This is a genomic window from Cobetia sp., assembly GCF_983723665.1.
The window spans coordinates 3,254-14,082 of sequence record NZ_CFDJES010000060.1; the positions used below are offsets into that span (position 1 = coordinate 3,254).

At 61.6% G+C, this 10,829-nt stretch carries 10 protein-coding genes; 5 read left to right on the top strand and 5 right to left on the bottom strand.

All coding sequences use genetic code 11. The features are described 5' to 3' along the window. The 3 genes from AC4FAH_RS07930 to AC4FAH_RS07940 form a co-directional block, all read right to left on the bottom strand. A partial coding sequence (locus tag AC4FAH_RS07930) for a patatin-like phospholipase family protein (protein WP_490245866.1) occupies positions 1-743 on the bottom strand: 743 nt, incomplete at its 3' end. Between the two features lie 301 nt (positions 744-1,044). Further along, positions 1,045-1,899, bottom strand: a complete 855-nt coding sequence (locus AC4FAH_RS07935; protein WP_216060694.1) for an SDR family oxidoreductase — start codon at positions 1,897-1,899, stop codon at positions 1,045-1,047. A gap of 198 nt (positions 1,900-2,097) precedes the next feature. Beyond that, positions 2,098-2,451 carry a hypothetical protein gene (locus tag AC4FAH_RS07940; protein ID WP_213114902.1) on the bottom strand — a complete coding sequence of 118 codons (354 nt, stop codon included), beginning with the start codon at positions 2,449-2,451 and terminating at the stop codon, positions 2,098-2,100. Positions 2,452-2,891: 440 nt separating this feature from the next. Here AC4FAH_RS07940 and AC4FAH_RS07945 point away from each other — a divergent pair, with 440 nt between their 5' ends. Continuing rightward, complete coding sequence (locus tag AC4FAH_RS07945; RefSeq protein WP_213114903.1) at positions 2,892-3,701, top strand: spermidine synthase; 810 nt, start codon at positions 2,892-2,894, stop codon at positions 3,699-3,701. Between the two features lie 233 nt (positions 3,702-3,934). On the opposite strand, the gene AC4FAH_RS07950 is transcribed toward AC4FAH_RS07945, so the two are convergent. Next, positions 3,935-4,375: a hemerythrin domain-containing protein gene (locus AC4FAH_RS07950; protein ID WP_153635859.1), complete on the bottom strand. Its 441-nt coding sequence runs from the start codon at positions 4,373-4,375 to the stop codon at positions 3,935-3,937. Positions 4,376-4,610: 235 nt separating this feature from the next. Here AC4FAH_RS07950 and AC4FAH_RS07955 point away from each other — a divergent pair, with 235 nt between their 5' ends. The 4 genes from AC4FAH_RS07955 to AC4FAH_RS07970 all read left to right on the top strand — a co-directional run bounded on the left by AC4FAH_RS07955 (position 4,611) and on the right by AC4FAH_RS07970 (position 9,632). Then, positions 4,611-7,049 carry an FdhF/YdeP family oxidoreductase gene (locus AC4FAH_RS07955; RefSeq protein ID WP_175088831.1) on the top strand — a complete coding sequence of 813 codons (2,439 nt, stop codon included), beginning with the start codon at positions 4,611-4,613 and terminating at the stop codon, positions 7,047-7,049. 530 nt (positions 7,050-7,579) lie between these two features. After that, a complete protein-coding gene (gene codB, locus AC4FAH_RS07960) occupies positions 7,580-8,842 on the top strand; it encodes a cytosine permease (RefSeq protein WP_213114913.1) in 1,263 nt (420 codons plus the stop codon). Between the two features lie 152 nt (positions 8,843-8,994). After that, positions 8,995-9,288, top strand: coding sequence for a type II toxin-antitoxin system RelE/ParE family toxin (locus AC4FAH_RS07965; RefSeq protein WP_213114904.1), 294 nt, complete (start codon positions 8,995-8,997; stop codon positions 9,286-9,288). Between the two features lie 14 nt (positions 9,289-9,302). Further along, positions 9,303-9,632 carry a HigA family addiction module antitoxin gene (locus AC4FAH_RS07970; protein WP_153635856.1) on the top strand — a complete coding sequence of 110 codons (330 nt, stop codon included), beginning with the start codon at positions 9,303-9,305 and terminating at the stop codon, positions 9,630-9,632. A gap of 142 nt (positions 9,633-9,774) precedes the next feature. On the opposite strand, the gene AC4FAH_RS07975 is transcribed toward AC4FAH_RS07970, so the two are convergent. Next, a complete protein-coding gene (locus tag AC4FAH_RS07975) occupies positions 9,775-10,767 on the bottom strand; it encodes a DMT family transporter (protein ID WP_490245867.1) in 993 nt (330 codons plus the stop codon). Positions 10,768-10,829: the final 62 nt, after the last annotated feature.

Here is a 10,829-nt window from a genome sequence, read left to right on the forward strand (position 1 = left end):
TCATCGGAGAGCACGTCGATCAGGCTGCCTTCCAGTACCCACTGCACTGCGCCCCAGTGCTGGGAATCCGGGCCATTGATCTTGCGCGTGCGTGTTCCGGTGCCGATCGACAGCACGCGACGCGGCTCATGCGGCCATAGGCGACAGGCTTCGGCGATGGCACACATGGTGGGGTTGTTGGCGATGACGCCGCCATCGATCAGCCAGGTCTGCTCGTTGTCCGGCCCGAGCTTCATGTCACGGGTCGGGAAGTAGGTGGGCGCCGCGCTGGAGGCGTCCGCGACCTGCCAGGCCAGCAGCTTGTGATGCTCGCGCTTGCTCGACTTCAAGACATGCGGGCGGCGTCGCTCGATGCCGTAGGTGACGACAAGTACCTGCTTGCCAGCGGGGACATTCCTGAGCTTGGCCTGGCCGAGGTGCTTCTTGAGCATCGTGCTCTTGCCCTTGGCCTCGTACTTGGGCGCATTGATGCCATCGAGTTCGAACCAGCCGCGGTTGTCGGCGAAGATCTGCCTGGCGCTGGTCGCGCTGTAGAGCCCGCTTATGTCCTCGAGGCTCATGTTGGTGGTGGCCAGCGCCAGCGCGATCAGACTGCCGGTACTGGTGCCCGCATAGAAATCGACCCGCTCTCGCAGGCTGGTCTGGTGGTCATTTCTGAGTGTCGCATCGACACGCATCAGGAATTGCGCGGTGGCCGCCCCGCGTATGCCGCCGCCATCCAGTGAGAGAATCAGCTTGGACATACTTGCCTCCTGCAGAGCGGGTAACGCTCAGTCCTGTCCACGGCAACGCCTGTGGCTGCTACCAGAATAGAGAGGCCACTGGTTTTCAGTCGACTGAAATGACTGATACGGACAAACAGCAGGGCCTGATACTGGCGGGGAGAGCAGAGGTGATGGGACGCGGCACAAGCGCTGAGGCGCGTCGCGTCTTCCATGAGCAGACCTCGACACGAAACAGGCCGTCCAAGATGGGGCGGCCTGTTTCGTGTCGAGCATGTCGCATCACACCCGGCTTGCTCAGGTGTGTGCTGAAGGTCTGCGATCAGGTGTTGAGCACGACGCCACCATTGAGGTGAATCGTCTGGCCTGTCATGTAGCTTGAGTCTTCGCTGGCCAGATAGACGTAGGCCGGGCCCATTTCGCTGGGCTGGCCGGGGCGTTCCATCGGTACCTGCTGGCCGAAGTTGGCGACCTTTTCATCCTCGAAGCTGGCGGGGATCAAGGGAGTCCACACCGGGCCGGGCGCGACGGCATTGACGCGAATGCCGCGGTCCATCAGCGTGCCGGACAGTGAGCGTACCAGCCCCTGGATGGCGCCCTTGGTGGCGCTGTAATCGATCAGGCTGTCATTGCCCTTGAAGGCGTTGACGGACGAGGTGGCGATGATGGAATCGCCTTTGGAGAGGTGCGGCACGGCGGCCTTGATCATGTAGAAGTGACTGAACAGATTGGTCTTGAAGGTGCGCTCGATCTGCTCGTCGTCGATCTCGGTCACGTCATCCCAGTCGTACTGCTCGGCGGCATTGTTGACCAGAATATTCAGCTGTCCGAACTCCTCCATCGCGCCCTCGACGACCTTGCGGCAGAAGGCCGGGTCGCCGATATCCCCTGCGATGCGGCGTCCGCGTCTGCCTTCGGCTTCGATCAGACGGATGGTCTCCTCGGCATCGACTTCTTCACTGCCCAGGTGCGTGATCAGACAATCGGCGCCTTCGCGTGCGAAGTGCACGGCGGCGGCGCGACCGATACCGCTGTCACCACCGGTGATGACTGCCACCTTGCCCAGCAGTTTGCCGCTGCCGCGATAGCTCTCGCGGATGTACTCGGGCTTGGGATCCATGCGATGTTCATCGCCCGGTTGATGGTTCTGATGCTGTGGGGGCTGTTGCTGAGTCATGCCGTCACCTCCGGTTCGTTGATCGTGAATGCGCTGATGCGCCTTCAGACGCTGAACGTCTGCCAATAGACCTGTGGACGATCCCGTCGGATTAAACCCCTCCATCATAATTTTCTTGTTTAGTAATGTTAAAACGCCCAGTCCTGCATGAGCAGAACTGGGCGTCGGGTTGTCTCGTTTCGGTACGCCTGGCGGTGGTCAGGAGAGCGCATCCTCATGCTTGTCATGCACGGTGGCTGGCGTACTGACACCCGCTGCCATGGACTGCGCAAGCGGAACACGCGGCTCACTTTCCTTGGTCTGTTCTATGCCATGCAGGCTTGGCAGATTGGCAGGGTCATGCCCGGGGCCGTTTTCGAGGCTGGGCAGGGCCTTGCGAATGATGCTCGCGCATAGCGCCCGATGTTCATGCAATATCAGACCTTCCCGCTCGAGGAATTGCAGCAGCCGAGTGGCAGAAACCAATGCCACGATGGGATGGAGATCGCGAAAGTGTTCCTCGACCTGGCTGGCGCTGATCGTCGCGAGTCGCTCCAGATGAGTATGCGGCATCGAAATATCCTCTTTTCGGGTTCCGATGAGTCGGAATCTTGAGTGATTCTCTAGGTGTCACGCTGCTTCGTCGGCGGTGAGGCTAGCCCATCTGCCGGCGAGACCCACGCGCTTTTCATTGCGCGCCAGCCATCAGGCAAGTGACAGTTGCTACTGAGAGTGTTCGTTCTGAGTGTGTCTGGTTTACGACGGTGTTGCGTTCTACAAAAACTAGTATTAGAGAATTCGCGAATATCTTCCAGCCTTGATGCGCGCATGCTCTCATTTTTCTCGTGCTTTCGCGAAACTTCATGCCTTCGCGCAGGCGGATACCTGCCATGGGGTTCTGACTGTTAGACTAACGCTCCCCCATGTCGTACAGATGTCCGTCATGTTGAATATAGTCAGGATGGCCACGAAGCCACCTGACAGATGATCATTTTTCCTTCTATGGATGTGCCATGAAACGCTTTGTGCTGCTCGATACCGCGCCGATCCCCGGCACGTCGGATTCGTTGTGCCTGTTCGAGTATGGCGAGGACTTCGTCATCAAGATCGAGAGCGGCAAGGGCGGGCAGCTGATGAACACCCGCATGCATGGCTCGGAAGATGCGCTGGCCGAGATTCCTGCCGGCCTGCTCAAGAGTCGCGGCACGTCGGCGGCGCCACAGCGCGTTCTGATCGGCGGCCTGGGGATGGGCTTCACGCTGGCTGCCGCGCTCAAGCACTTCAAGGCAGATGCCGAGGTGGTCGTCGCCGAGCTGGTACCGGGAGTGGTGGCCTGGAATGACGGCCCGCTGGGGGCCAAGGCGGGCTATCCGATTCGGGACCCGCGCACGACAGTCGAGAATCGCGATGTCGCCGAGGTGCTGCGTGGAGCGCCTGGCGGCTTCGATGCCATCATGCTGGATGTGGACAATGGCCCGGAAGGCCTGACCGCGGATGACAACGACTGGCTCTACAGTGCGGAGGGGCTGGCGGTATGCGCCAGGGCGTTGCGCCCGGCCGGCATTCTGGCGGTGTGGTCGGCCACGGCCGATGCGCGTTTCTCGCAGCGCCTGTCGCGGGCCGGTTTCAAGGCCGAGGCGCGTCAGGTCTACGCACATGGCACCTCGGGGGCCAAGCACACCATCTGGATCGCGCGTTACGTGGGGCGTGCGGAGAAGCCTGATGACAAGACGAAGGCCGGGAAAGGCAAGGGCAAGCGCTCAGGCAGCCCAAGCAGAAAGCCGGCAGCGAAAGGTACCGCACGGCCATCGCGCCGCAAGTAACCCGAGTGCGTCGTGGCTGATGACGTGGTGGATGGCTCTTCGCCTTAGTCGTTGTGACACACGCTTTCACAGGCGTCGATGCCCTCATCGCAGGGTGGTGAACACATGAAAAAAACGGGCTGGCCACATGATGTGGTCAGCCCGTTTTGGTGTACGTCATCGGCGCTTATCGATAGCGTTCAGCATGTTACAGCGCCGAGCGCTTTCGACTAGGCCCGATGCTGAATTCTGGCTCAGGCCGCTTCGCGCGCCTTCATGTCCTGATGATATTCCTCGGCGAGGCGTTTCTTGGTGGCGTCATCGAAGACGCGGCCTGCCAGCTGGAAGACTTCCTGCTCTTCCTCATCCAGATGGTGGGTCACCAGGTGCTCGAGTTGCTTGGCGGTGGCCAGCCAGCCAGGCGAGCTGTAGTCGGTCGCCTCGAGCTTCTCGACCAGCTCATCGATCTCATGGTGCTCGGCGACACTGTGACGCGCCTTCTCCTGCGTCATGTCGTGCTCCATCATCGGCATGTAGAGCGCGCGTTCCTCAGCACCGGCGTGATTGGTCAGCGATTCCTTGAGACGCTTGAACAGGTCATCGCGCGGCTCGCTGTCACCTTCGGTCTGCAGCAGCATGTCCAGCAGGCGGCGTTGTTCGTCGTGGGTCTCGCGCAGGGCTTCAAATACGGTCATGTTCCAGCTCCTCATCATGTCTGGCGTGTTGAGTGGCGGGTCTGCTTGTGTCAGGTCTGTACAACTCTGGTGGCGGATCGGCGGAAGTTCAAGTGCGCAACGGCGATCGGCCTTGAAAAAGGCTTGGCGCGAGTCAAGGAAGCAAGGGTGACCCTTGAATTCTTTGTTCGGTGGCGTGCCCGCAGCGGTGTCTGATCGATGCCAGCTGCCGGCCGCCACCGTCAGGAGCCCCGACATGTCCCAAGACCAGACCACGCCAGTCGATTCCTTCAGCCCCAAGGGGTCCCACGCGCCGGCGTTATCGGCGTCGCTGTCCGGCAGTCAGCTGGACCGGCCGCCGGGCGGTGGCTGGCCGTCGATCAAGGCGGTCGAGAAGTTCATCTGGCAGGAGCATCTGCCCATCGAGGGCCATCGCAGCCTGATGAAGATGAACAAGCCCGATGGCTTCTACTGCCCGAGCTGCGCCTGGCCGAATGGTGACAAGCCCAAGGGGGCCAACTTCTGCGAAAACGGTGCCAAGGCGCTGGCGTGGGAGGCGACACGTGAACGTGTCAGTGATGAGCTGTTCGCCAACAATACGCTCAGCGAGTTGCGTGAATGGTCGGATCACCATCTGGAGAAGGAAGGGCGCTTGACGCGCCCCCTGCGCTACAACGCCCAGACGGACCGCTACGAGATCACCAGTTGGGAAGCGGCCTACGCCGAGATCGGCCAGCGCCTCAAACGCTATGAGGACCCGAACCAGGTCGAGTTCTACACCTCGGGGCGTACCTCCAATGAGGCAGCGTTCCTGTTTTCCCTGTTCGGGCGCATGTACGGCACCAACAACTTCCCGGACTGCTCGAACATGTGTCACGAGACCACCTCCCGAGCGCTGCCGGAGTCCATCGGCATCGGCAAGGCGACGGTCAATCTCGAGGACTTCAAGCAGGCCGATGCCATCTTCATCTTCGGCCAGAACAGCGGTACCAACAGCCCGCGCATGATGGGGGATCTCCACGAGGCGCGTGGCCGCGGGGCCGAGGTGGTCAGCTTCAACCCGCTGCGCGAGCGGGCGCTGGTCAGCTTTGCCGACCCGCAGTCGCCCAAGGACATGCTGAGTGGCAAGGGCGTCGAGATCAGCAGTCAGTATCATCAGCTGCGCATCGGCGGGGACCTCGCCGCCGTGCAGGCGATGTGCAAGTACGTGATCGAGGCCGACGATGCGCTGCGCGAGCGCAATCCGCATGCGGTGGGCTATCTGGATCACGACTTCATCGCCCAGCACACTCATGGTTTTGACGCCTTCGCCGAGCATTGCCGCAAGCTCGAGTGGCAGGACCTGGTCGCCATGTCCGGCCTGTCACGCGAATCGCTGGAACAGGCGGGGCAGACCTATCTGGAGGCCGAGCGCGTGATCTGCTGCTGGGGCATGGGCATCACCCAGCATGCGCGCGGCGGCGACACCATCCAGCAGATCATCAATCTGTTGCTGCTGCGCGGCAATATCGGCAAGCCCGGCGCGGGCGCCTGCCCGATACGCGGCCATTCCAATGTGCAGGGCGACCGCACCGTCGGCATCGAGAACCTGCCCAATGACGCGATGCTGGATGCCTTCGATCGAGTCTTCGATATCAAGTGCCCGCGCGAGAATGGCCATGATGTCGCCGAATGCTGCGAGGCGATTCTGCGCGGTGAGGTACGTGCCTTCATCGGCATGGGTGGCAACTTCTTCCGCGCGATTCCTGATCAGAAGCGCGTGGTCGAGAAGGTGCACGATCTAGACATGACGGTGCATGTCGCCACCAAGCTCAATCGCAGTCACCTGCACCCCGGCAAACATGGTTGGGTGCTGCCCACGATTGGCCATAGCGAACGTGACCTGCAGGCGGGCGCCGATGGCAAGGGCGCGGAGCAGGTCTCCAGTGCCGAGGACGGTATGTGCAACGTGGCGCCGTCACGCGGCGTGATGGCACCGGCGGACCCAAGCCTGCACTCCGAGATCGCTATCACCTGTCAGCTGGCCAAGGCGACGTTGCCGCCGCACCCCACCGTGGATTGGGATTGGCTGCAGGCGGATTACGCACGGATTCGTGACCGCATCGAAGAGGTCTTCCCGCAGATCTTCCCCGACTACAATGCGCGCCTGGCTCAGGGCGGCTTCCACATCCGCATCGCGCCGCGCGAGCGTATCTGGCATACCGACTCGGGGCGTGCCAACTTCCTGTTCCCCGAGGGGTTGGGCACGGATGAGGAGGGTCTCGACAAGGTGACCCACGAGACACTGAACATGGATAGCACCTTCCTGCTCATCACCATGCGCGGGCATGACCAGTTCAATACCACCGTCTACTCCAATGATGATCGCTATCGCGACGTCTATGGCACGCGCATGGTGGTGATGATCAGCCCGCAGGATCTCGAGACGCTGGGGCTGAGCGAGGGGCAGCGCGTGACGCTGGAAACGGTCAGCGAAGACGGCGTCGAGCGCAGCATGGCGGGCTTCAAGCTCAAGGAATACGACATCCCGACCGGCTGTCTGGCAGCGTACTACCCGGAAACCAATGACCTGATTCCGCTGGATCACCGCGATGCGCGCAGCAATACGCCCGCCTCGAAATCGGTGCCGGTCAGACTGCGCCTGATGGACACTGAAGAGGTCAATGCCAGCGAAGGGGTGTTGGCGAGCAGCTGAAGGGTTCAGCATGAACCGCTGAACAAGGAAAGGCTGAAAAAATTTGCATCCTGTGCTCGGCGTCAGGTTTCGATGTCAGTGCAGGACGCCTCGAGCCACGCCACGCGCTGCACTGAAAGAGTGCGCCGCGTGGCGTTCTGGTGTCTGGCGCTCAAGTTGATGCCAACGTCGGCGTAATTGAGGGGTTTGTAGGTACTGCGCCGGACTAGTCGCGAAATCATTTCTGGTGGCGGTCTTGTGCCCGACCGCGCCTGCTGACAGGCCAGATCCTGACGCCTGTGTCAGCTTCATGAGGCAGACGACGAGCTGGCGTCTTGCACGGTTTGAGGATGGGTGGCGTGAATCTTGCATGGTGGTAGGGTAGCGACCGCCGCTCTGACCACCACCTTGCGCGCAGGGGGCGGTGGCCGGCGTTCAGGCAGGCTGACACCACCACAAGACTCGGCGACTCACGACCGAGCTCCAGGAAGGCACTCATGGTAGAACACTCCTCACCGCACGCCTCAGACCGCACCTCAGATCAGCAATCGATGACAGGCGAATCCGGCAATGACTATCCCTTGAGCGAAGTCCCCGCTTCGGCACGACGTGGGCTGCTTTCCACCTCGATGGTGCTGCTCGGCTTCACCTTCTTTACCGCCACCATGTGGGCGGGTGGGTCATTGGGTGCCGCGTTCGCGCTCAATGAACTGCTGTGGATCATCGTGATCGGCAATCTGCTGCTCGGCGGTTACGCCGCTGCCTTGGCCTATATCGCCTGCAAGAGTGGTCTGAATTCAGTGCTGATGGGACGGCTGTGCTTTGGCGAGAAGGGCAGTCGCCTGTCTGACTTCGTGCTCGGGTTCACCCAGATCGGCTGGTACGCCTGGGGCACCGCGACCATCGCCATCGTGCTGGTCAAGACACTCGGCTTGCCCGAGTGGCTGACCACGCCGCTGATGATCATCTTCGGTTTCGCCTTCTGTCTGACGGCGATGATCGGCTATCGCGGGCTGGACATGCTCTCGCGCATCGCCGTGCCGGCCATGCTGCTGTTCATCCTGTTCAGTCTCTACACCGGCATGGTCGATGTCGGCGGCGTGGCAGGCCTTGCGTCACTGACGCCGACGGATTCCATGAGCTGGACGGCCGCCATCACCGCGGTGATCGGCACTTTCATCAGCGGTGGCACCCAGGCAACCAACTGGAGCCGCTTCGCGCGTTCGCCGAAGATCGCCGTCATTGCCACCCTGGCGGCCTTCTTCGTCGGCAATGGCCTGATGGTGCTCACCGGCGCGCTCGGTGCGATGATCTACCAGCAGGCCGATATCGTCGATGTAATGATTGCCCAGGGGCTGGTCAGTCTCGCCGTCCTGATGCTGTTCCTCAATATCTGGACCACCCAGGACAACACCATCTACAACTTCGCGATCGCCGGCTGCAATCTGCTGCGTACCCCGCATCGTCAGCGTGTCACCCTGGGCGGCGCGGCCATCGGCACAGTGCTGGCGGTACTCGGCATGTATGAGTGGCTGATTCCGTTTCTGATTCTGCTCGGTACCTTCATCCCGCCGATCGGCGGCGTGATCATCGCCAACTTCTGGCTAGGCCACAAAGGGCAGTATCCGCGCCTCGCCGAGATGCCCAAGGTGGATTACCACTGGCCGGGGCTCGCCGCCTACGCCATCGCCTGCCTGTGCGCCTGGAGCTCACCCTTCATGCCGCCCGTCGTGGGTGTCGTTGTCGCCTTCGTCTTCTACGGCGGGCTGATCAAGCTTGCCAAGGTAGAACTGGCAAGCAAGACGGCGGCGTGAGTCGCTGAGCGTCTGATGTGAAGGGCAGAGGAATATGAAGCGCCCAACGAGTCCTGGGCTCGTTGGGCGTTTTTCCCGGGGAGGTAGCGTCAGGGTAGAGCCGCTTGATGCATAACATTGTTGTGCATAGAATGAGGGAAAAAGGTGCTGCCATGGCGGTGGAATTCAGGGATGTGTGGCTCGAGAGCTTCTATGAGCATGATGTTGGCCACCGCAAGATACCTGCGGCGCTCTCCAGTTCGCTCTACCGAAAGTTGCAGATTCTCGATGCCGCAAGTCAGGAGTCTGATCTGAGGGTTCCACCGGGCAATCGGTTCGAGCATCTGCAGGGCAATCTCGCAGGTTATTGCTCGATTCGTGTCAACAAGCAGTATCGACTCATCTTCCGGTGGGAGGCGGGGGTCGCCCATCAAACATATCTAGACCCGCATGCTTACAAGGGCTAGAGGAGGTAGCAGTGATGAGAAACACCCAGCGGCGCCCGCTGACGGTAGGAGAGATGTTGACGGCAGAGTTTCTGGAGCCGATGAACATCGATATCCGCACCCTGGCCGAGGCGATGGGAGTGCACAGAAACACCCTGAGCCGTATCGTGCATGACAAGGGCACCTTGACGGCACCGATGGCCATCAAGCTGGCGGCTGCGCTAGGTAATACGCCGGAGTTCTGGCTCAACATCCAGCATGCCGTGGAGCTTTGGGATGTGCGTCATCGTGCCTACGCGCAGGATGCCAAGGGCGTACGTCGGATAACACCGCAAGTGGATGCCGGCGAGCTTGCCTCGCATTGACGGCGCGCGCTCTACACGGCGAGTGATTGAGATGGCGTGAGCCCGAGAGCTTATGCCCAGCAATGCAAAGCCCCAGCCTGAAACTCAGGCTGGGGCTTTGCATTGCGCATTCGGTAACGCCTCGTCGTGCCGCTCGCGTTGTTCAAGCGGTCGCTGGCGTCACCTGAATCACCAGACAGACGGCGATCAGCGCCATGCCGAGCCAGCCGAGCGGAGCGATATGTTCCCCGACGATGGTGACGGCGAGCAGCGCGGCGACCAGCGGTTCGAATAGAGTGAGCAGGGTGGCCTTGCTGGCGGCAACGGTCTTAAGGCCGTAGCCGAAGGCGATATAGCCAAGGAACATCGGTACCAGCGCCATGTAGAGCGCGACCGATGTGTTGCCGGGGGTGGCGAACAGGCGCGGGTCGGCCGCCAGCATGCTGAGGCCCAGACCGGCGATCAGCGCGATACCGGCGACGCCGAACAGGCTGCCCATGGCAGCGCGGGCGTGGGTGCCGTGGTCCATCATGCGCCGGGCGATCAGTGAATAGGCGGCGTAGGTCGTGCCGGCGATGATGCCCAGCACGATACCGGTCAGGCGTTGCCAGTCAGTGTCAGGCACGCTCCCTGACCCTGTCGCCATCGGGTCGCCGCCGGCGCTGATGGCGACAATGTCCCCACCATGAGTGGCCGTTTCGCCCATCGCCATCATCACCACACCGGCAATGCCCAGCGCGAGGCTGAGATACCAGCTCAGCGTGAGTCGGTGGTGGCCGAACAGGCGCTCCAGAATCGCCGCTGCCAGTGGCGCCGTGGCGATGGTGATCACCGTGCCGATGGCGACACCGGCCAGATGCATCGAGGAGTAGAAAGCCAGCGGGTAGATGACGACACACACGGCGCCGAGCAATACCCGGCCCTTCTGCGCCATCAACAGGCTCAGACAGCCCATGATATTGGGTCGTGCGATCACTGCTTGAAGCAGGCCGCCGATACCCATGGCGAAGGCGCCGGTTGCCAGCGGACTGACATCCTGGTTGAAGTGGGCCGCCGTGCCGGTGGTGCCCCACAGCAGCGCGGCAAACAGCACGGCCAGGCTACCCATGTCGGTCGACCTTGAAGAGGCCGCGATATCAGAGCGAGTGGTTGTCATGGTGATGTCCTTGCGTGTCTTGCCAATCCCGCGGCCGATTTCAGTCGCAGCATGAGTCCTGC